The organism is Fusibacter sp. A1 (assembly GCF_004125825.1).
Lineage (GTDB): Bacteria > Bacillota > Clostridia > Peptostreptococcales > Acidaminobacteraceae > QQWI01.
Window position 1 is genome coordinate 264,753 of the sequence record NZ_QQWI01000005.1, and the last position, 20,371, is coordinate 285,123.

General features: G+C 41.8%; 23 protein-coding genes. All 23 read right to left on the reverse strand.

The window, feature by feature from the left end:
• The 23 genes from DWB64_RS08860 to pilM all read right to left on the reverse strand — a co-directional run bounded on the left by DWB64_RS08860 (position 1) and on the right by pilM (position 20,354).
• Complete coding sequence (locus tag DWB64_RS08860) at positions 1-1,182, reverse strand: diguanylate cyclase (RefSeq protein ID WP_129487866.1); 1,182 nt, start codon at positions 1,180-1,182, stop codon at positions 1-3.
• A gap of 4 nt (positions 1,183-1,186) precedes the next feature.
• Positions 1,187-1,924, reverse strand: coding sequence for a sporulation transcription factor Spo0A (gene spo0A, locus DWB64_RS08865; RefSeq protein WP_129487867.1), 738 nt, complete (start codon positions 1,922-1,924; stop codon positions 1,187-1,189).
• Positions 1,921-3,609, reverse strand: coding sequence for a DNA repair protein RecN (recN, locus tag DWB64_RS08870; RefSeq protein ID WP_129487868.1), 1,689 nt, complete (start codon positions 3,607-3,609; stop codon positions 1,921-1,923). Before recN ends, spo0A begins: the two co-directional genes overlap by 4 nt.
• 71 nt (positions 3,610-3,680) lie before the next feature.
• On the reverse strand, positions 3,681-4,130 hold the full coding sequence (locus DWB64_RS08875) for an arginine repressor (RefSeq protein WP_129487869.1): 450 nt from the start codon (positions 4,128-4,130) through the stop codon (positions 3,681-3,683).
• Positions 4,131-4,205: 75 nt separating this feature from the next.
• On the reverse strand, positions 4,206-5,009 hold the full coding sequence (locus DWB64_RS08880) for a TlyA family RNA methyltransferase (RefSeq protein ID WP_129487870.1): 804 nt from the start codon (positions 5,007-5,009) through the stop codon (positions 4,206-4,208).
• The gene (dxs, locus tag DWB64_RS08885; RefSeq protein WP_129487871.1) at positions 5,006-6,862 is read right to left on the reverse strand and encodes a 1-deoxy-D-xylulose-5-phosphate synthase; all 1,857 of its coding nucleotides are present in this window, start codon (positions 6,860-6,862) and stop codon (positions 5,006-5,008) included. Before dxs ends, DWB64_RS08880 begins: the two co-directional genes overlap by 4 nt.
• A gap of 7 nt (positions 6,863-6,869) precedes the next feature.
• Entirely contained in the window at positions 6,870-7,466 is a 597-nt protein-coding gene (locus DWB64_RS08890; RefSeq protein WP_129487872.1) for a hypothetical protein, read from the reverse strand.
• Positions 7,467-8,065: 599 nt separating this feature from the next.
• Positions 8,066-8,509 (reverse strand): divergent PAP2 family protein, encoded by a 444-nt coding sequence (locus DWB64_RS08895; protein ID WP_129487873.1) that lies wholly within the window; start codon positions 8,507-8,509, stop codon positions 8,066-8,068.
• Between the two features lie 14 nt (positions 8,510-8,523).
• Complete coding sequence (locus DWB64_RS08900; RefSeq protein ID WP_129487874.1) at positions 8,524-9,411, reverse strand: polyprenyl synthetase family protein; 888 nt, start codon at positions 9,409-9,411, stop codon at positions 8,524-8,526.
• A gap of 2 nt (positions 9,412-9,413) precedes the next feature.
• A complete protein-coding gene (gene xseB / locus DWB64_RS08905; protein ID WP_129487875.1) occupies positions 9,414-9,632 on the reverse strand; it encodes an exodeoxyribonuclease VII small subunit in 219 nt (72 codons plus the stop codon).
• Positions 9,625-10,827: an exodeoxyribonuclease VII large subunit gene (gene xseA / locus DWB64_RS08910; protein WP_164980323.1), complete on the reverse strand. Its 1,203-nt coding sequence runs from the start codon at positions 10,825-10,827 to the stop codon at positions 9,625-9,627. Before xseA ends, xseB begins: the two co-directional genes overlap by 8 nt.
• 38 nt (positions 10,828-10,865) lie before the next feature.
• Positions 10,866-11,720: a bifunctional 5,10-methylenetetrahydrofolate dehydrogenase/5,10-methenyltetrahydrofolate cyclohydrolase gene (locus DWB64_RS08915; RefSeq protein WP_129487877.1), complete on the reverse strand. Its 855-nt coding sequence runs from the start codon at positions 11,718-11,720 to the stop codon at positions 10,866-10,868.
• A 13-nt stretch (positions 11,721-11,733) separates the two neighbouring features.
• On the reverse strand, positions 11,734-12,675 hold the full coding sequence (locus DWB64_RS08920) for a peptidase M22 (protein WP_129487878.1): 942 nt from the start codon (positions 12,673-12,675) through the stop codon (positions 11,734-11,736).
• Positions 12,672-13,040, reverse strand: a complete 369-nt coding sequence (nusB, locus tag DWB64_RS08925) for a transcription antitermination factor NusB (RefSeq protein WP_129487879.1) — start codon at positions 13,038-13,040, stop codon at positions 12,672-12,674. Before nusB ends, DWB64_RS08920 begins: the two co-directional genes overlap by 4 nt.
• A gap of 1 nt (position 13,041) precedes the next feature.
• Positions 13,042-13,440, reverse strand: coding sequence for an Asp23/Gls24 family envelope stress response protein (locus DWB64_RS08930; RefSeq protein WP_129487880.1), 399 nt, complete (start codon positions 13,438-13,440; stop codon positions 13,042-13,044).
• Positions 13,441-13,664: 224 nt separating this feature from the next.
• Positions 13,665-14,102: a CD1247 N-terminal domain-containing protein gene (locus DWB64_RS08935; RefSeq protein ID WP_206736659.1), complete on the reverse strand. Its 438-nt coding sequence runs from the start codon at positions 14,100-14,102 to the stop codon at positions 13,665-13,667.
• A gap of 33 nt (positions 14,103-14,135) precedes the next feature.
• On the reverse strand, positions 14,136-14,693 hold the full coding sequence (gene efp, locus DWB64_RS08940; protein ID WP_129487881.1) for an elongation factor P: 558 nt from the start codon (positions 14,691-14,693) through the stop codon (positions 14,136-14,138).
• 64 nt (positions 14,694-14,757) lie between these two features.
• A complete protein-coding gene (locus DWB64_RS08945; RefSeq protein ID WP_129487882.1) occupies positions 14,758-15,060 on the reverse strand; it encodes a late competence development ComFB family protein in 303 nt (100 codons plus the stop codon).
• Positions 15,061-15,118: 58 nt separating this feature from the next.
• Positions 15,119-15,811, reverse strand: a complete 693-nt coding sequence (locus DWB64_RS08950) for an A24 family peptidase (RefSeq protein WP_129487883.1) — start codon at positions 15,809-15,811, stop codon at positions 15,119-15,121.
• Positions 15,808-17,337: a hypothetical protein gene (locus DWB64_RS08955; RefSeq protein ID WP_129487884.1), complete on the reverse strand. Its 1,530-nt coding sequence runs from the start codon at positions 17,335-17,337 to the stop codon at positions 15,808-15,810. The genes DWB64_RS08950 and DWB64_RS08955 overlap by 4 nt, the downstream gene beginning before the upstream one ends.
• A 13-nt stretch (positions 17,338-17,350) precedes the next feature.
• Entirely contained in the window at positions 17,351-18,652 is a 1,302-nt protein-coding gene (gene gspM, locus DWB64_RS08960; protein WP_129487885.1) for a type II secretion system protein GspM, read from the reverse strand.
• Positions 18,642-19,202 carry a PilN domain-containing protein gene (locus DWB64_RS08965; RefSeq protein ID WP_129487886.1) on the reverse strand — a complete coding sequence of 187 codons (561 nt, stop codon included), beginning with the start codon at positions 19,200-19,202 and terminating at the stop codon, positions 18,642-18,644. Before DWB64_RS08965 ends, gspM begins: the two co-directional genes overlap by 11 nt.
• Before the next feature lie 9 nt (positions 19,203-19,211).
• Positions 19,212-20,354 carry a type IV pilus assembly protein PilM gene (gene pilM, locus DWB64_RS08970; RefSeq protein ID WP_129487887.1) on the reverse strand — a complete coding sequence of 381 codons (1,143 nt, stop codon included), beginning with the start codon at positions 20,352-20,354 and terminating at the stop codon, positions 19,212-19,214.
• Positions 20,355-20,371: the final 17 nt, after the last annotated feature.

Sequence of the window (20,371 nt, forward strand, 5' to 3'; positions counted from 1 at the left end):
CTATATAAGTTTTGTTTTATATTTACGTTTGTTCTCGTACATTTCAACGTCCGCTTTTTCAATCAGTTCCTTTAAGGTCAGTTTACGGTTGTCATTCAAGCTTGCAAATCCTTGACTGACGCTGACACGGTACTTAAAATCACTTGACAGGTTCATCTTGTCTAGTGATTGGCTGATTCTTGACCATGCCTTTTGCGCATCCCTTAGCTGGCACATATCAAAGCATACCAAAAACTCGTCGCCACCGAGGCGGGCGATAAAATCGTCGTCTCGCAAAGCGTCACTTACACAAGTGGCGATGGAACGAATCATGCGATCACCTTCATTGTGACCGAAACGGTCGTTTACGACTTTTAAATTGTTGACATCGATAAAGCAAAGCACAAAGTTTTTATCTGTGTTCTTATAAAACTTATAAAGTTCACTTAACCGGCTCATTCCCGACTGCCTGTTCATCACCCCTGTCAGTTCATCCATTTCGGCAACACTACGGTAGGCCTTGAATTTAAAATGGGTCAGCCAAAATGAGTTCATGAGGTACATCAGTAGTAGAACAAGCGCAACCAGCGCATTCACAGTTACTAAAAGCAGAATCGTAAGCTTGTCGATATTGGTAAGCTGAAACAATGAATTGGCAAAAAAACGATACAGCATATTTAAAGCTGAAAACGTCACAAGAACGACTAGGAGGTCAACACCGAAAACAAGCAGATGGCCTACTTTGAATGTGGTAATCTGTGCGCGTAGCCCGTTGACAAAAAAACGATAGATAATAATGAATAAGACCAGATAAGACAGCATGATGCCTAGATCGGACGCCCTTGTAAAAAAGGAAAGCAGGTCGCTCGCGATAAATTCCTTGGCAAGTAAAAGCTGCCTGAAGGCAGTCAGAAAGCTGACAAAAACCTTAATTGTCACAATCACGACACTATAAAGGCACGCCTCTAAAAGACGATTCTTATTTATCACTCTCATAATTAGTATTAATAATAGATAAAGACCAAGAAACTTTGTCAGGCCTGCTAAAGGAGCTGCGATAAGATACAAAGCGATGATGGGAACCGCAGTCAATCTTAATTTATATCGCTTAAATGACAACGTAGGTTGCACAATCCACATTAGACCCGCTAATATTAATGCTTCAACAAATGCGAAAGCTATTAAATTGAATTGTGTAGTCATATCCTCACCTCTTTATATCATTTACAACACATAAAATGGCTCCTATGAACTCGCTGTTGGTTAGCTTACCCTGCTGTTTCATATAAGAGCCGAATAAATCCTCTATCATTGACAAGTCGCCTCGCTCGAGCGTCAAAAGAATCGTATTTCTTATCGCACGCTCGACACGGCTTGCAGTGGTTTCATACTGCCTGGCGATTTTAGGGTATAGGGATGTCGTTATTTTATTGAGTAGGCTCATGTCGTTGTCAATCAATGCTATCGCATGCTTGATGTATTGATGCCCTTTAGTATGCGGTGGAATCCCTATCGCTCTGAACAAATCGTTGACAGCCTTGGTTTTACAATCTTTTACCTGCTTTTCGCTAGTGAATCCGAATTGCATGATTCTATCCTTTAGCACTTTCTCGTCAAAAGGCTTCATCATATAATAGGCGGCACCGAGGTTCATCGCCTTAAATGTGATATCGTCCTGACCTGTAGCGGATAGGATGATGATCCTCAAGTCCGGAACCTTTCCACCTTTTTTTAAGGCCTCCATCACGGCCAGTCCGTCAAGGACGGGCATGATGATATCAAGAATAAGAATATCAGGTTTCAAACGGTTGACTTGTTCTAGGGTATCAGCGCCGTCAAAGGCTATGCCGACTATCTCAAAGCAATCCATCGATCCAATTGTTTTTGCAACTAATGCACATAGTTCCTTATTGTCATCAGCGATGACAACTCGTTTCTTTTTCAACTCAGTTCTCCTTTTTTTCTTTCGGCGGTTTGTATGAGTTTCTGTGCATTATCGAGTATATCCTGAGTGACATGTAAGCCCCCCATGATTCTTGCGATTTCAGCGATACGTCCATCTCTATCCAGTTCTGTGATTGTCGAAAGAGTCTGAGTCCTATTGGATGATTTTTCAATGACATAGTGGTTGTCAGCCATCAGAGCGACTTGTGCAAGATGTGAAATACAGATGACCTGATGACTTAAACTTACTTTATAGAGCTTCTCGGCAACAATACTGGCTGTAGTTCCGCTAATACCTGCGTCGATTTCGTCGAAAATCAGTGTCTGCTTAGCGTCATAATCGGCGATAATGGATTTTAAAGCAAGCATCACCCTGGATATTTCTCCTCCGGAGGCGACTTTCTTAAGCGGATTCAGGCTCATGCCCTTGTTCAGTGATATATAAATTTCAATCTGATCGATTCCGAAACTAGAGAGTTTCTGGCGCTCAGTAAAGACAAGTTCGACAGAAGCCTCTTCAAAATTGAGTTCTTTCAGTGCTTTTGTCAATGACTGGGTTAATTTCTTTGCCACCGTCTGACGTTTGCCCCTTAAGAGAAGCCCAGCCTCATTGAATCTGCTCATCAGTCTCGCCTTCTCTTCAACCAGCCTATCCTTTTTAGTACGCAGTTCTTCCAGTTCTTCAATCTTCAGGTCGAGAGACGCCCTATAGTCTAGGATCTGCTCGACGGTTTGGCCATATTTTCGCTTCAAATGATTGATCTTATCAAGACGCTTCTCGATAGTTAATAACTCATAAGGGTCGAAGGTCATCGAATCGATCGAGGAATCGTTCACAGCGATAAGGTCCTTGAGTTGATACATGACATCTGTCAGCCATTCAACCCTTTCTTTAAACTGAGGCTGATATTTGACAACGCTTTCATAAACCTTAATGAGTTCTGAAAGTCCTCTTTCAATAGAAAAGGATTCATAATCTTCTCCAGAAATCATATCACTGGCCCTTTGAAGGTTGGTGATGATTCCTTCAGAGTGTTTCATGGCATCAAAATGCCTATCAAGGTCCTCGTCGCTTGCCACAATCTCAGACTCATCGATATCGGTCATCTGGAACGTCAAGAGTTCCAACTCCCTTTCGATAGCAAGCGGATCATCAATAATCTGGTTCAGCTCATTTTCAACTTTCTTAATTTCATCAAAATGGTCTCCGACCTGGGATAAAACCACCTTACCTGACTGATCCAGCATCGCATCGACTAGTGTCAGTTGATGGTCGGGCAAGAGCAGGTTTTGATGGTCGAATTGGCCATGGATTGCCAGTACAAGCTCTCCAACCTGTTTGGCAGTCTGCATAGTGCAGATGACATCATTGATCTTCATCAGAGATTTGCCGTTTGAAAGCACTTCTCTTGTCATAATCAGGGTCGTATCTTCCAGTTCAATCCATTCACTAAGTGACTTGACCGTCTCTTCGTCCAATTCAAAAACCGCTTGAATGATCGATCTACCGGCACCGTTTCTGATAACGTCACCAGACAAGCGCTCGCCCAAAACAAGTCTGAGCGCACCCAGTAGAATAGATTTTCCTGCTCCCGTTTCGCCGGTTAAGACGTTGAAGCCGTTTCCAAAATCGATATCCAGCGATTCAATGATAATATAGTCTTTTATGTGTAAACGTACTAACACGTATTACCTCCGCTAAAATCACTAGTAAAAAGGTTCAAAACGGATATCCGCATTGAACCCAATATGGTTGTTTATTTTGTCATGTTCATAAATTCATGAATCACATTGTTGATCTCTTCAACGTGTCTCACCACCAAGAAAATCGTGTCATCACCCGCAAGCGTTCCGACGATCTCTTTTTGGTCAAGCGCGTCGAGTGCGGCAGCTGCTGCCTGTGCGGCTCCTGGAAGCGTTTTGATTACAATCATGTTTCCCGCTGAATCGATATTGATCAAAGAATCCTTGAATATTTTTATAAACCTATCCGTGATTCCCGCATCCTGCTGCTGGATAGATGCATATTTATACCTACCCGTCTTCGTCAACACTTTGATCAGTCTTAGTTCCTTGATATCGCGAGATACAGTCGCTTGAGTAACTTTGAAACCTTCCTGATTCAACTTCCCTGCCAGTTCTTCTTGCGTTTCTATTTCATAATGGTCAATCAGTTCTACAATCTTTGAATGCCTTGCATATTTCATAAATACCTCCAAGCAGTTTATACACCTAAATTCATTATGAATTATTTTACAGCAGTTTGCAAGTAACTTAAGTATTTATGATCTCAAGTGTTCGTGCGCCTGCTCGACTATCTGATCGGCGGAGGTGCTTATCTCGATACTGTCTACTGTTTCCTTTGTCACATAGGCTAAAAATTCAATGTTGCCGTTTGGTCCAGTTATGGGTGAATAATCAAGCATGACAATTGATAATCCCTGTTCTTTAAGCATCGTAAGAATAGTCACGATCACTTCCTTATGAACTGCCGCATCTCGTACGACTCCTTTTTTTCCGACCTGTTCCCGTCCTGCTTCAAATTGCGGCTTGATTAGGCACACCATTTTACAGGTATCGTTCATAAACGACAGGATTGCCGGTACGACAAGTTTAAGCGAAATAAAAGCGACATCGATAGAAACAAAATCGACTTTCTCAGGTACTTGCTCAGCACTAAGGTATCTGACATTGGTCCTTTCAAGGTTGACAACACGTTCGTCGGTTCTTAGCTTCCAATCCAATTGGCCATATCCTACATCGATCGAATAGACTTTACTTGCTCCGTTTTGAAGCATGCAATCTGTGAAGCCACCAGTAGACGCACCTACGTCCATGCAAATGGAATCCGTCAGTTCGATGTTGAATTTATGGATAGCCTTCTCTAGTTTTAGCCCACCTCGGCTAACATAGGGAATGGCGGCTCCTTTGACAAAAATCTCGCGTTCACTATCGATCTTCGTTCCCGGTTTGTCAAAACGTTGTCCGTCGACAAAAACAAGACCGGCCATCAGTGCGCGCTTTGCCTTCTCACGAGTTTCGTAATAACCCTTCTGCACCAGGAGTACATCTATTCTTTCTTTCATTCAAGCGTCTCCTTAATATAATGTGCGATACCTTGCGCATCGATTCCTAATTTGTTAAACAGTGTTTCGACATTCCCGTGAGTTACAAAATCATCCGGCATCCCCAAAGGATAGACATTCGACTTGACCTTGCTGCTCGAAAGCAGTAGGCTCAGATAACTTCCAAAACCACCGATAATCTGATTGTCTTCCACTGTGAAGATCGGCTTATCAACAGCCATTTTACTGATGAGACCTTCAAGGTCAAGGGGTTTGATCGTTTTAGGCGTGATTAGCCTGCCCGATAATCCATATTCCTTTAAAAGCTTGACGGCGTCCATCGCATAGTGGTGCATTCTTCCGATAGCGATAAGGTTAAAATCATCGCCTTCATTTTGATAGAACGGACTTAAATCACACTCCGCCCGACTCGCATCTTCGTAAGCGCCGCCTCTTGGGTAACGAATGGCAACAGGCCCGTCGATGTTCAAGCTCTCAGCAAGCATCTTACTTAGATCATTTGCGTCTGTAGGAGCGAAGATTGTCAGTGACGGCATGCTTAGCATAAATGACAGGTCGAACACACCATGATGGGTTTCGCCGTCATCGCCTACAAGCCCCGCCCTGTCCAGACAAAATGTGACAGGAAGCTTTTGGATACATACATCATGGATCATCTGGTCGTATCCTCTTTGCAAAAACGTGGAATACACGACAAAGAAGGGTCTCATACCGTTTCTGGCAAGACCGGCAGCGAAGGTCACCGCATGTTCCTCGGCTATTCCTACATCGAAAAAACGTTCCTTATGGACTGACATAAATTCGTTAAGACCGGTTCCGGCAGGCATTGCGGCTGTTACAGCGCAAATTCGCTTGTCCATGTTTGCAAGTTCCACAAGGCTTTCGCCAAACACGCTCGAAAAAGTCTTATCCGAACTCGTTTTTAAGGCTTTTCCTGTTTTTATGTCAAAAGCGCTGATACCATGAAAAAGATCCGGTTTCTCTTCGGAGTACCTATACCCTTTTCCTTTTTTTGTCTTTACGTGAATGATGACGGGGCCGTCTACCTTACGCGCATGTTGGAACATATCCTTTAGGGCATCTATATCGTGACCGTCGACAAGACCAAGATAGGTCAAACCAAGCTCCTCGAACAACATGCCTGGCACGATCATCTGCTTGAGTGATTCCTTGACTTTTGAAATCGACTTGATCATCGGTTTTCCAACCGCCGGCAACCTACCTATCAGCTGATGGACCTCATCCTTGACTTTAAAATAGTTTGGATTAGTCCTTACCTTCGTAAGGTACTTGGTCATTCCGCCTACGTTTTCAGAAATGGACATTTCATTATCATTCAAGATGATGATCAGTTTTGTTCCGTCATGGCCGATATGGTTCATAGCTTCATATGCCATGCCGCCTGTCAGAGCACCATCTCCGATGACAGCAACGACCTCATGCTTCTCGCCCTTGATATCTCTTGCTTTGGCAAGTCCCATCGCAGCCGAAAGGGAAGTTGATGCGTGCCCCGCTTCGAAGATATCGTGGTCAGATTCCTTACGTTTTGTGAATCCGCTCATGCCATCATATTGTCTAAGGGTTTTGAACCCTTCAAATCGACCTGTAAGTAGTTTATGCACATAAGCCTGATGGCTTACATCAAAAACAAACTGGTCGGTAGGGCTGTCAAAGGAAAGATGCATCGCAACCGTAAGTTCCACAACTCCTAAGTTTGATGCAAGATGTCCTCCGTTTTTGGCGACGGATTTCAGTATATAGTCTCTGATTTCAACAGAAAGTGCAATCAGTTCTTTTCGATCTAATGTCTTTATGTCACTTGGACAAGTTAATTTATTTAAATAATGGTACATAAGTGCTTTACCCCCTATGTTTTTTCTTCAGCCACTTAAAGGAAGCCATATACTTGATATCGTACATGACTGTAGCGACTAGATAGACTATTTCTTTTGAATGATTGATAGCAAGCTCCTTACCAATCGCTTTGCCGCCTACGGTTAGTCCCGCGGCAGTACTACTAAGCAATACATTGAACAAGCTCGATTGTGTGACTAGACCAAGCGATACCATTCTAAAAACAATGATGGCAACAGCAGTACCACTGATGATCCCTGCGATATCTCCGATCACATCATTCGAAAACGTTGCGACCAAGCTCGCTCGTTTTAGCATAACAAGGGCGAGAATAGCCTTTGGATTTTTTTTAGATGCCATCGCGTGAAATGGAGCGGGATCCGCCGTAGCAACGGCTACACCGACAATATCGAAAATGACACCGATAAAGATAATAACTAATAAAACAAAAAACGCAAAAATCACAGATGATTTTGAAAGCGTCGTCTGTGATGCGAAACTCATGAGGATAGATAAGGAAAAAGATAAGATGAAAATCTGAACTGCCAGTTTGATATGATATCTTTTCCCTTTTTTTAACTTCTTTTGTCCAGATACTGCCATTTAGCGCTCCTTAAAAATTGAAAAAGTAGTGGTAACGCAATGAGTAAATTTTACGGCTTAGGTCTTGTTGGATTTCCCATGAATACACTGTTCTGTCGCCAGATCAGCAGTTCCCTTTTAAGTATTCATCGCCAATGTCACCATTTGACGTACAAGATTGCCACTTAGTCCGCACTGCAATCCCCATTGCGCCTTAAAAAACAGTCTAGGAGTTTTCCTCGGCAACAACATACATCCCTAGCCTCTTTTGCAGAAGTGGTTTAGCGTCAAATTGCAAATTACGGATCCTTAATTTACAATCTTTAAAAAACCCGTCCACCAGTTCCACTCAAGGCAGGCTACACTGCACATAGCTTGGTTACCATATGCAGGTTAATCCTAAAGCCTTTACAGCAGAAGGTCTCCCGGACCGAGGGTCAACGCCCACATGCCTTTGTGGATCGCCCCCAAATCCTGATTCCCAGCTTAAACCCCTGACTGGGCGTCAGAAGCAAAAACAAGGAACTTCATCGATGTGCCCTTTGACGGATTTTTAGCCCCGCCTTCAGAATGCACCTTGCTGACTAGAATACTGCACCACTACAGATTACATCATAGTTTTAAATCATGATATTTGCAAGTACTATTCCAAGAATCGCACCGCCAAACACTTCAAAAGGCGTATGTCCTACAAGTTCCTTTAGTCTGTCGTGTTCAATCGGTTTGTGTTCGTATAAGTCGTCAATAATAGTATTGAGTATGATCGCCTGCTTGCCTACGGCTCTTCTGACACCGGAAGCATCGTACATGACAATCAAAGCGATAACAAATGATACGCCATAAAGTACTGAGTCAAAGCCCATCTTAAGTCCAACAGCCGTAGAAAGTCCCATGACCATGGAAGAGTGTGAGCTTGGCATTCCGCCTGATCCAATAAGTCGATACAAATTGAACCTGCGGTCGATGATCAAAGTCAGTATCACTTTCAATACTTGAGCGATCAGCCAACCCCAAAATGCAACTGCAAATACATCATTACTAAATAAATCATTAAAATATGTCACAATTAAACCCTCACTTAATGGTCTCTATCAAGAATAAAAGTAGCAAGACTATTCAGAAAATCAGCATCGTGGCCGAAAAGAATAATCGCATTCTTCGCTTTTGAAATGTGCTCAGCTGCAAGCTCCTTTGATCTTTCTAAACCAAATAGCGAAGGATAAGTACTTTTGTTGTTCTGCGTATCGCTTCCGATATCCTTACCCAGCTTCGCCTGGTCACCAGTGATATCGAGTATGTCATCTGTAATCTGAAAAGCCATCCCGATATGATACCCGTAACGCCTAAGCGATTCTACTTGCTCATCGCTCGCACCTGCAAGGTATGCACCTGCAACTAGTGAAGCGATTAAAAGTGCTGCGGTCTTGTTGGTATGGATATAATCAAGCACTTCAAATGGGACTTGCTTCCCTTCAGAAAGCATATCGACCACTTGACCACCGATCATTCCATTTACACCTGCGGCCTGAACGATACACTCCGTAGCCCTTAAGCTTGATGTTAACAGCACGCCGTTCATATTGGCAAAGAGCATTCTTTCAAACGCGGTATTTAACAGTCCGTCACCTGCCAAAATAGCTAGGGCTTCGCCGTATACCTTGTGGTTTGTCGGCTTGCCGCGTCTAAAATCGTCATTGTCCATTGCAGGTAGATCGTCATGAATAAGCGAATAGGTATGGATCATCTCAATTGCGATCGCATGCTCTATGGAACTATCAAAGCTGCCGCCACACATGTGGTTCGCCTCTATCAGAAGTACCGGCCTAAGTCGTTTACCACCCGCATCTAGACTGTATTTCATGGCCTCATAGATTTGCTTTTCGTAATCAGGCGGATTCAAAAAACAAGACTGTAAAGCACGTTCAAACTCTTTCTTCTTTTCATTCAATTGGTTCTTGAAATTCATGGTTATGCCTCCGAGTTTTCTAAATCCACTTCTTTGTCTCCCATAACCATTTTAACCTTTTGTTCAGCTTCATCAAGGATTTTTACACATTTCTCATAAAATCTTAACCCATCTTCAAAAGCTTTGATGGCATCATCAAGTGAGACGTCCTTACTTTCGACCAAAATTGAAGCTTTTTTAAGATCGGAATATGCTTCTTCAAAACTCACTTTTTTACTCATCTGACTCCTCCTTGACAACTTTTGCTTGTCTATGACCGTCCTTCATAACGACGGTCACAATTTTATTTAAAGAAAGCGATTCGATGGTATCGATCACCTTATGATGGTCTTTGATAATCGCGTATCCCTTTTCAAGAACACTATTTGGATTTTGATACCTAAGCGTGCCGGCAATGCTTTCCACATCTCTACGGGCATCCACTAGACGATTGGTCATCTTTTGCACATGCCTGTCATAATCATTGTCAAGACTGAGTTTTAGCTGATTGATGTGATTGGTCAGGGCACGTCCCAATCGCTGGGGTTGGTGGATGGATAGGTTCAGTTTCGCCTCATTCAAACGTGACTTAAGGCTTTTTCCCAACGTGTTCTTAGCTTCGTCCAATTGCCTCTTCAAAGTGGCTTTGGACTCGCTGATCAGCTCTGCCGCAGCTGTAGGGGTCGGCGCTCGTCTGTCCGCAACAAAATCGGCGATTGTAAAATCAACTTCATGACCCACAGCCGACATTACAGGAAGCCTTGAATCAAAAATGGCATCAGCGACAACTCGTTCGTTAAAGGCCCATAGCTCCTCGATTGAACCGCCCCCACGGGTGATTACAATCGCGTCTACGGATTTTTTTTTGTTGAAATATACAATCCCCTCTGCAATCGAATAAGGCGCATCAGAGCCTTGAACAGCGGACGGATAGACGACCACCTCGACCATGGGATTTCTTCTTCTAAGAACAGATAAAAAATCCTGTAGTGCTGCTCCAGTTGCAGACGTGACGACGCCGACGCGGGTCACATTTTCAATCGGTTGCTTTCTGGATTCTTCAAAATAACCCTCGGTCTTCAGAGTCTCTTTCAACTTTAAAAACCTCATATGTAAATCACCAGCGCCCTCTTCTTCAAGACTGTGAATCAGAAGCTGATAACGACCTTCTCTTTCATAAACCGTAATATGTCCTCGTGCGATGACGCTCGAGCCTTCTGTAGGTGAAAACAAAACATGGTCAAAGGATGACTTAAACATGACGCATGGTATTTTTCCGGTCTCATCCTTCAAATTGAAATAGGCGTGTCCGCTCGAATGCAATTTGAAATTAGATATCTCACCACGTACAGAAAGGGCGTTCAAAATCGGATCACCCTCTAAAAGCCTATTGATATAGCGATTGATCTCACTAACACTATATGTTTTAATTCGCATTAAAGCATCCTTTCGCGTCAAGCCTACTAGGATACGCCTTATCTTTTCACACATCCATGATAACACGCTTCAATAACATTCTCGATCAACATGGCAATCGTCATTGGACCGACGCCACCTGGTACAGGCGTGACCGCATAAGCCTTATCCATGACAGACTCAGTGTCTACATCCCCAAGGAGTTGACCGTCCTTGACATTGATTCCTGCATCGATGATGATCGCGTTTTCTTTGACCATGTCTGCGGTAACAAGGTGTGCCACACCTGCTCCGGCCATGATCACATCTGCTCTCTTTGTATATTCACTCAAATTCTTAGTACGCGAATGACAAACGGTAACAGTCATGTTCTCATTCAGAAGAATATCCGCTATCGGTTTTCCGACAACGTGTGACCGTCCGATGACAACCGCGTCAAGACCTACAAGATCGATATCCACTTCTTTTAGTAAACGGTGCATGCTTTTAGGCGTACATGGCACATAGCAATCATTGGTAGCATAAAACTTACCGATGTTCGCCGAACCCGCAGAGTCCACATCCTTGTTCGGCGAAATAGATTCGCGAACCCTAAGCGTATCGATTCCTTTTGGCATTGGAAACTGAACAATGATGCCACAATACGTGCAATCTTCATTTAGCTCTTCAATCTTGTCTATCACCGTATCCGTATCGACTTCCGATTCAAACTCGAAAACATCTGCACGAATACCGATCCACTCGCACTTTTGCTTTATCATATTCACATACATTTTAGAAGACTTGTCGTCTCCAGCCATCAATATGGCTACACCTGGTTTAAAATGCTTTTTATCCTCAAGCTTATCGATCTTATTTTTTAACTCTTCATAAACCTTTTCTGCAACTTTATTGCCGTCAATGATGATTGCCATAACTCCCTCCTACTTACAACGAATGACCAAGAAATAATCTCTCAGCCAGTTTAGCAGTACCAAACGCATTGTCAGACGCATACTTAGCATCAGAAAAGATCAAGTTGATTCCCTTGAGTTTTTTATCGCTTTGCAGCAACATCTTAAGGGTGCTACTAGCGGCAACGCCACCAGCAAGCAATATCGTATGAATCCCAGTCTGGTCTACAGCATGCAAAATCATCTTACGTAAAATACTTTCTATTCCACAAAACAAATTAAAATAAACGTAGTCTTCTTGTCCCTTATGGCTATTCAGTAACTCAGAATAAAAATTCTCATAGCCTGATAAGTTAAAGTGCTTTGCCATTCTAAACGATGGCATTTCTTTAAGCAGCGGTCCGTTTATTGACCGTTTATCCATTTCCGCGCCACACGGAAACGCTAGACCAGCACGAACGCCAATACGGTCGACCAATTGACCGATACTGATATCTGCTGTTTCAGACAACAAAACTAACTGAGGTCTGTTTTCATGATAGGTAACATGATGTACTTCTGTCGTCCCACCTGAAAGATGAATGAAATTGAATTCCTTTTCTGTGAGCCCTGATGTAGAAGTAGCGGCTTCCAAATGACCTTCCTGATGGGATAAGTCATATTTCTCGCACAACAAGCAACCTTGTATGGTTGAAGCGATGATATTGCCTGCATTAAAAACAGGCATATACGATCCTTCAACCGGTCTGGGTTTTGTCGATACACCTATCGCTTTTATTTTTGCTGAATGAACCGGTAATACGTTCATCACCCATTCATGCAGCACTTGCATATGTTGATAAAAGGCATCGGATTGTCTAATTCCCTTTTGTCCTTCTTTGACCTTGATGAGCTGTCTGGTTTCATCAACGATTCCATTCTCATCGATAAGACAGATGGACGTCGTGTAATTACTGGTATCGATCCCTAAAATCATTCCGCGAAACTTTTCAGAAGTCCGTTTATGAATTTTGGAGAATCGTCATCACCATAGACTTTTGCCAATTCGACAGCTTCGTTGATCGCTACTTTGAATGGAACATCGTCCAGGTACTTGATCTCAGTAACGGCCAATCGAATGCATGCAAGATCGGTCTTGCCGATTCTATCAAGCGTCCAATCCCTTAGTACGTCTACAATCGATTGATTGATTGCTTCCCTATTTGTCAAAAAAGCATCTACAACACTTTTTTGATACTCATTTAGCGTCTCTTTTGTTTCAGATGAGATAACAAACTCATCTAGCATATCCATTTGATAAAAGAGCTCCATGACTCTAATTCGTTCTTGTCGTCTACTCATTCTATCCTCCGAATACTTCTGTGGCTGGTTCTGTCTTTTGTTCGGGAATATTAACACCAACTACGTGAACATTCACCATTTTCACAGTAAGACCTGTCATCGTTTCAACAGATTGTTTTACCGATTCTTGAATATGCCATGAAACTTCAGGAATTTTCATTCCAAAGTCTACAATGATATTCAAGTCAAGTTCAACTGTCTTCTCTTCTGTATTTACTCTGACCCCTTTTGCAAGGTTCTTTCGTCCGAACATTTCTGCAATATCGCCAGCGATACCGCCTGATAGTCCGTTGACACCTTCAATTTCACTAGCTGCAATATTTGCGATAGTGCCGACAACGTCGTTAGAAATCTTCACTTCACCGAATTCCATTGACTCCAATTGATTCGAATCAGTCATACATTTACCTCCAAGTTCTATCGAGATTATAGCAGATTGTGGCGTTAACTCCAATACAATCTCAGTATATTTACGAATAATTATTAATTTGTTGTGTGTAATGTTCGTGTTTATAGGGTGTAAAGTTCATTAAATATGATAAAACCAGCTAACTCAACGAGGTTAACGTCAAGTCAACTGGTTCTTAGGCGTCACCTATGACGAATTACTTAAAACACTTAAATCTAAATCTCTTCTTCTTCTTCTTCCTCGTCCAAATCAACAGCACAGCAATCGCATGCATTTGAAACATCGATTTGAGCGTCACAAGTAGGACAAGTAATTAAAGTTTCACAGAATTCCTCATCACAGAAACATGGATCATCAATTAAAATTGTCTCGCCACATTCTGGGCAAGTAATTTCGTCGTAGTCATCCTCATCATATGAGTCAAACTCGTCATCTTCATAAAAATCGTCTTCTAAATCCGCAAGATCTTCATCTAATGCTTCGACATACTCATCGATTTCATCTACATCGTCATTGATGTCATTGATAGCCTCAGCAAGTTCGTCCATCACATCGATCATTGCCAAAAGCAATTTGCCCTTTTTAGAATCGTCAATCCCTAGTCCTTCAGCTAATCCTTTTAGATAAGATACACTTTCATACAAATGGTTCATAGTAGCCTCCTTGTGGATTACGAGTGGTAGTCACTAAACACGTGAAAGGTAATCACCAGTTCTCGTGTCGATTTTTACTTTGTCGCCTTCGTTCACAAATAGTGGCACGTTAATCACAGCACCAGTCTCCACTTTAGCTTTTTTAGTAATGTTATTTGCAGAATCACCTTTGATACCTGGCTCAGCTTCAACAACAACAAGCTCAACAAAGTTTGGCGCTTCAACAGAAAAACATTTACCTTTATAAAACTTAAGTGTAGCGTTATCATTCTCTTTGATGTAGATAATCGCATCCTCTACCTGTTCACTGGTCAATGGTATTTGATCATATGTTTCATTATCCATAAAGTAATAAAGATCACCATCAGCGTACAAATATTGCATGTTTTTAGTCTCAACATGAGCCTTAGGGAATTTTTCGTTCGGGTTGAACGCTTCTTCTCTAATAGAACCGTTGACTAAATTCTTGTATTTTGTGCGTACGAAAGCCGCACCTTTTCCAGGTTTAACGTGTTGAAAATCAACAATAACATATGGTTGTCCGTTAATTTCAAACGTTACGCCTTTCCTAAAATCACCTGCAGAAATCATTTGTCATACCTCCAAAGTATTATTAACAATTCATTATATCAAGGTTCATTGTAAAAATCCAGTTCTACTGTTGAGTTTCTTCGTTTTTTACACTTGTGGAGGTATCATGACGTGGTGACTTCGACACGATATTGATGGCATCGATTAACGCTTTCATAATATCAGCTTCAAATTGAATTCTCATTTCTTCAATTTTCGACCATGTTTCACCGGCATCTGTGACGGTGTAATGAGGCTTTAAATGATTAAGTGCGATGGCCTTGATGTCAAGAATGCACATTTCGCATACGCAAATATCAGGAAAAGCTTTTAAAAGATTGGGCATAATGTGATCTACAGCGATTTCCATATAGTTTTTTAAATGCATGAACTCACCTCTCTTTTTCTGATTATACACTTTATCGACCGCTTAAAAACATTTTTATCTATAACAAGATGATAGAAATATAAAAATCAAGTATGGCCTGGTTGAAAACCCAAACGATACCGGCAGCAATACAAATAAACGGACCAAACGGCAGAATCGTCTTAAGATGTACGGTTTTTTTTATCAGCATATAAGGAATTAAGATGATCGCCGATACATAAAAAGGCATTAAAGCGGCTAAAACTATAGCTGACTTTCCAACAACGATTCCGATCGCCCCCATTAATAGCACATCGCCAAACCCAAAAACTTCCTTCTTGTAAATTAGTCTGGCCGCCAAGTAGATGAACAGATACAGCAGGAATCCGATTAGTGCTCCAAGGACCATGTCGCCGATATTCATTTTAAGTAAAAAAATCAGCAAAATATGAAACAAGGAGAAGCCAAGTAAGACCAGATCGTAAATATAGCTGGTTACCGCATCGATATAGGCTACCGACAGCAACATTGCAAAAAAGCTCGCAACCAGAACCTTCATTCCAAATGGTTCGTTCACTGTAATGATCAGAGTGGCAAAAGCACATAAAATGTGTACTAGCCACAGTAAAAATAACTGTGGCTTAGTATCAAAAGCAGTTTTAAGTTCATCATCACTTCTAGTAATTCGTAAAATCAATTGCATGCTAACCGTATAGAAGAACAGGCAAACAAGAATAGTCATTGCAAATGCAGCTGTTGACTGTGCAATCATTTTATCATCTCGTTTAGCGCATAGATCACTTCAGCGCGTTGAATGGTTCCGTTCTTATTGGTTAAGTATGGACTACGAGTATATTTCTCGTAGAGCATCTTCGATGCAAGTTCATTATAGGAGAAGTTAGTCAGCAGCATGCTACCGATCACTTTTTCCACATCCTTATACGTAATCAGCTGATTCGGATTAAACTTGTCATTACTATCCAAGAACATATAACGGGTAGCCAACACATAATCGACAGCCGTCTTATAACTACCTAACTGATCTGAATCGGCAATGGTATAGGTTACATTCGGTTTAGCGACTCTGTATGACATCGTTCTATAAAGTAAATCAGCAAACTCAAGTTTTGTCATCGCCGAAGTAGGCCTAAATATAGACGTCTCAGCTATGTGTCCCCTTCTAATGCTTGTAATGATATCGTTTCTGGCCCAACTGAAGGCAATGTCCGACGGAACTTTATACGAGTTGTCGATAAAGAGCGCATAGCTGCCGCCTTTATATTTTCCTGTCGGTAGTTCGATAGATACAGAATCAAAGCCGATTTTAGTCGGTACATAAACCCAGCGGTCGTTCAACCACTGATAGACACCGACACGTTCTGATCCCGAATAGTAAAAGTTAAGTGTCGAAGGTTGATAGAGACTCATTGAACCAGATGTATTTGCAATACTTACCACATACATATGGCTGACAGGCTCATAAGATCCCTTGCTATCGCCAAAAGTGTTCTGCTTTCTATGAAGACCAACATAGGTATCTTCATAAATCGAACCTAACGGAAACTCAAGCCAAGCCCTGTTCTGGCTTTCTGAAGTAGTCGCTCCGCTTATCGTGTGGCTTACAAACCTATCAAATACGATGGTGCTTTCAAACATCGAAACCATCTGGTAGTTGGCATTTTTTAATTCCATTTCTTTGTTAGAAGCTTGAAAATGAGCAGTATAGGCTTGCTTATAAGCTTCTGTAAAACCGTTGATAAATGCAAGTTCATAATCATCGGTTTCTCTGTCCAAATTATACCTAGTGCTTAATGATTCATATTTCGTAAATGAATTGAACGCACGTTTCCAATCGTTTGATAAGTCCTTGATCAAATCAATGGATGCGGCAGCCTCACCTTCAGGTTTTCCTACCGTCTGTCCGTCTTCAGTTGCGGATTCGATCAGCATCAAATGTTGAGCGGTATTGGCGCTTCTATATGCCTTATTATAGGCAATTTCGTATTCAATCCTGTATGCGGATAAAAACGAATTCTGGTAGCTTGTATTGTCATAACCCAGTCTATAGTTGACTACCGTGGTTTCTGACTTAGGATAATTCCTTGACCACGAACTCGATAATCCGTTATGGTAATCCTTAAGTCCTGCTCGCTCACCGTCTAGCGTACCAAATGTCGTACCGTCAGTTGTGCCTTCAGATTGTGACATTCCACCGGCGGTAGTCGCAAATGCCAAAGAAGAGCAGCATAGGATCATCACAAGCAGTAGCGATAATAATTTTCTAAAAGTAGATTCCATGTTTCTCCCCCTCTCAGTTTGGAAGCACCAAACGTAAGTCGTCGATTAGTAACGTTCCTGTCAGCTTTTGGTCAATACCTTCGCCAGTAAATGTGATACGTTGCACCATAAACGGCAAACTCACTTCGCTAGGAATCCCTGCATATACAAAGTTCCACGACGACGGCTCGGACATATCTGAAAACAAAAGTTCAAAAGATTTTCCGGAAGAATCAATAATCACAGCACCTAAGGTGTGTGAATACAAATCTTCAGAAAACACATTCATTCTTAGCATGTTGCCGTACTCTTTGACCATAACAGACTGTTCTTCAAACACAAGATTCGCAACATTCTTGTCCGACGGACCTCTAAATACGTAGTCGACCTTCACGCTGTTGCCTCCAGTCATCGACACCGCAACCCTTGCAGCTGTACCTACCGTATCAGCGCTGTCTCCTGTGAAGAAGAAGTTGTACTTATCAAAACTTGTAAGAAGTTTGGTTTCCTCACTTAAGGCGATCCCATCTTCTGTAGTAATCCCTGTATTGATAACCGTTCCATCATCCAACACTATTTCATCCGCATTACCCGTGCCTGTATCGCCCACTGCGACTTCTGTCACAACGAAGGATTTATACGGACTAAAGACATCAGAAACAGAATCCCTAGATGAGGCTACATCAAAAAGGCCTGCAGTCATATCCCCGGCAGCTTGAGCAAGTACTGGCAGCCCATGTACATTCACAGCTACAACACCGCTTAAATTCCCGCCGGTATCGCTTGTGACATTCACACTCTCAACCACGAGCAACTTGGGGTAGTGATACAGATTAAGTAAGAATGCTTCTAAATCAGCATAAGTACCTTCATACTTGATCAGTGCCGTCACGCGGTCTACGATCTTTTCTTCTGCACTTTTCTTATCTTTTAACTGCTCTTCATATACCGAGGCGAATTCCGTACTGATCGCTGAAAGCAGTTCCTTCAGCGAGAAGTTCTCATCGATAAACGAAATCGCATCTACAGACAGATTAGATTCATCCGCAATCTCGGTGAGCGTTACGATCATTGCTTCCTGGTAAAAATCACCGTAGTATCTCATCGAAAGCAAATCGAGTGTTTCCTCACCCTGCTTAATTGACGCGTCCAAGGTCGCTTCTGTTGCGATTCTTGACTTTGTAGCATCCAATACGGATTGCTGCGTTGCAAGTTCTTCCCTAGCGCTTACAATCGCCTCTTCTTTTGGTACGAATATAAAAAAGTAATATCCAGCAACTATGAGTACGATGACCAGTATGATCAACAAGTTGCGATCGCGTTTGCTAATTTGCATTTGGCACCTCCAGCTGCAGATTGGCAGTTACAGTGAATGAATAATTGCCTTGTGTTTCAGACATAGCCGGCGCAAAAATTTCATTAAAAATTTCTAGAGACCTAAGCTGATGCTGAAAGAGTGCGACTGAGTCATAAGAATCCGAGTAACCGGATATGACAACCATGTTGTCGGCAATCGCCATGGAGTTAACATAAACAGACTCAGGTACCTGAGAATTTATCTTATCGAACAGGATAATATCGACATTGTTAGTAGTGACGATCACACCGTCGAGTATCACAAGCTCAAAGACGGCTTCTTGGAGCATTTGGGTTACCTTTTCTTTTTCAATAACCCTATTAAGCGGAGAATTGATCTTATCAGACGCTAGCTCGGTCTTAATGCTGTCAATATCACTTTTCACCGCATTATGTTCAAAATTCATTACAACTTGAATTGTCACAAGCACTGCTATCAAAATTGCAAAAAGGATAAACCATACTACTCGCAATCCACTAGGACTATCAGAGGTTTCGAGATAAGGTTCAAAAAAATTGAAATCTGCCATTTGCTCCTCCTAGTTTCTTATCAAAGCGCCAAACACGTTGATGTAGTTAAGTGGTGACTCATTTACTGTTTTTAAGGTTATAAAATCCTGCTTTGTAGGATCGAAAAGACCACAGGGCATGTCCAATTTTTCTTGAACGATTTTGTCAAAATCTTTACATAAGGCAGTACCGCCATATACCAATACTTGGTTGATTTCATTTTCAACAGACCGACTCAAGTAAAACTTAAATACCTTATCTACTTCTTCAAGGCAAGAATGGATATATTCCAGATGATTGAATATAGTATAGGAGTAAGCCGATTTGAATTCCACCTCTTCTTCAGAAATCTCACCTAATGAATGGGCATGTTTTAAATTATTAAAAGCATCATATGCCTTTTTAATTGCAATAAGACTCTCATCCTTAAACTTCATGCGTTGCTCTTCCGCTTCCGATAACTCGATATCTGATTGGGAAGCATTTTGCTGATCCACTTCATAGGTACCCATCTTGATAATACGTGTCAATCGATTGACACCTTTTTCAAAAATATTGACATCGATTCTCTGATAACCGAAATCAACGTAGGCGACCGTATTAAAGCGTTTGACGCTACTTGATTGCTCGTACACCTCTACAAGCTTGCTAAGGGCGTTTGTGTGCACATCCATCGCGATAGGGTCCAATCCACAAGCTTTCATCAAATCGAAATGCTGTTTGGCCATATCTTTTGGCATCGCACCAAGTAATATGGTATTCATTTCTTTTTCATTGACAATTTCTTCGCCAAGTATTTTATACTGTAAAACGTAATTATTCACGTCGATAGGTAAATACTGACCGACTTCATATGTAATCATATCGATAAAATCGCTTTTATCCACTTTAGGTACAACCATCTCACGCTTTAATATTTCAGAGCTTTCAATGGTGAGTACCACTTTCTTTTCAGTAATCTTGTTATGCTTGATCCCGTTTCTCAAGGTTTGCTCCAGCACTTCAAAATTCTTAATCATCCCGTTTTCATACACATCCGGTGGCAATTTTTCAGAATACGCCCCCTGGACTTTTAGCTTTCCATTAGCAAAGATACCAACAGCATACTTTATCGTATGTCCGCCGATATCGATCGCTAAATAGGTTTGTGGCTTTTTACTCTTTTTCGACATCGAACTTCCCCCTTCGT

Coding starts and splice junctions, on each gene's coding strand:
- DWB64_RS08860 (WP_129487866.1), bottom strand. CDS start 1,182: ATGACTACACAATTCAATTTAATAGCTTTCGCATTTGTTGAAGCATTA.
- DWB64_RS08875 (WP_129487869.1), bottom strand. CDS start 4,130: ATGAAATATGCAAGGCATTCAAAGATTGTAGAACTGATTGACCATTAT.
- DWB64_RS08880 (WP_129487870.1), bottom strand. CDS start 5,009: ATGAAAGAAAGAATAGATGTACTCCTGGTGCAGAAGGGTTATTACGAA.
- dxs (WP_129487871.1), bottom strand. CDS start 6,862: ATGTACCATTATTTAAATAAATTAACTTGTCCAAGTGACATAAAGACA.
- DWB64_RS08890 (WP_129487872.1), bottom strand. CDS start 7,466: ATGGCAGTATCTGGACAAAAGAAGTTAAAAAAAGGGAAAAGATATCAT.
- DWB64_RS08900 (WP_129487874.1), bottom strand. CDS start 9,411: ATGAATTTCAAGAACCAATTGAATGAAAAGAAGAAAGAGTTTGAACGT.
- xseB (WP_129487875.1), bottom strand. CDS start 9,632: ATGAGTAAAAAAGTGAGTTTTGAAGAAGCATATTCCGATCTTAAAAAA.
- xseA (WP_164980323.1), bottom strand. CDS start 10,827: ATGCGAATTAAAACATATAGTGTTAGTGAGATCAATCGCTATATCAAT.
- DWB64_RS08915 (WP_129487877.1), bottom strand. CDS start 11,720: ATGGCAATCATCATTGACGGCAATAAAGTTGCAGAAAAGGTTTATGAA.
- DWB64_RS08920 (WP_129487878.1), bottom strand. CDS start 12,675: ATGATTTTAGGGATCGATACCAGTAATTACACGACGTCCATCTGTCTT.
- nusB (WP_129487879.1), bottom strand. CDS start 13,040: ATGAGTAGACGACAAGAACGAATTAGAGTCATGGAGCTCTTTTATCAA.
- DWB64_RS08930 (WP_129487880.1), bottom strand. CDS start 13,440: ATGACTGATTCGAATCAATTGGAGTCAATGGAATTCGGTGAAGTGAAG.
- DWB64_RS08935 (WP_206736659.1), bottom strand. CDS start 14,102: ATGAACCATTTGTATGAAAGTGTATCTTATCTAAAAGGATTAGCTGAA.
- efp (WP_129487881.1), bottom strand. CDS start 14,693: ATGATTTCTGCAGGTGATTTTAGGAAAGGCGTAACGTTTGAAATTAAC.
- DWB64_RS08945 (WP_129487882.1), bottom strand. CDS start 15,060: ATGCATTTAAAAAACTATATGGAAATCGCTGTAGATCACATTATGCCC.
- DWB64_RS08950 (WP_129487883.1), bottom strand. CDS start 15,811: ATGATTGCACAGTCAACAGCTGCATTTGCAATGACTATTCTTGTTTGC.
- DWB64_RS08955 (WP_129487884.1), bottom strand. CDS start 17,337: ATGGAATCTACTTTTAGAAAATTATTATCGCTACTGCTTGTGATGATC.
- gspM (WP_129487885.1), bottom strand. CDS start 18,652: ATGCAAATTAGCAAACGCGATCGCAACTTGTTGATCATACTGGTCATC.
- DWB64_RS08965 (WP_129487886.1), bottom strand. CDS start 19,202: ATGGCAGATTTCAATTTTTTTGAACCTTATCTCGAAACCTCTGATAGT.
- pilM (WP_129487887.1), bottom strand. CDS start 20,354: ATGTCGAAAAAGAGTAAAAAGCCACAAACCTATTTAGCGATCGATATC.